Source organism: Carboxydocella sp. JDF658 (assembly GCF_002049395.1).
GTDB lineage: Bacteria > Bacillota.
Genome location: NZ_BDLR01000233.1, coordinates 1 through 310, shown reverse-complemented (window position 1 = coordinate 310; position 310 = coordinate 1). Strand labels below are relative to the sequence as shown.

At 56.5% G+C, this 310-nt stretch carries 1 pseudogene; it reads left to right on the top strand.

The annotated features are described in order from the left end of the window. Positions 1–304, top strand: a pseudogene (locus tag JDF658_RS13950) (IS200/IS605 family accessory protein TnpB-related protein); the annotation flags it as partial. Positions 305–310: the final 6 nt, after the last annotated feature.

The following is a 310-nucleotide window of genomic DNA, read 5'->3' as shown; positions in this document are numbered from 1 at the left end:
GAAACGTTACGCCGTTCCGGTGCATTGCGCGGCGGCACTGGTTATAGGTCGTCGGGCAATGGGGTTCAGGGAACGGGTGACTGAAGAACTCAGGCAACTGATATCGCAAATCAAGCAAAACCTGACCCGGAAGGTTAATCCTGATAGACCTGGGGAAGGAAAAGGGATGACCCGTAGGGTCAGGGCCTGCTTGAGGCGGCTGGAGGAAAAGCTTTCTGTGCATAACGGGCTTGCCCAGAGTGAGCAGGAGGCGTATAACTCCGTCTGGCCTGACCTGAAGTTATTGGCCCTGTCCGTACGGTGACCCCGT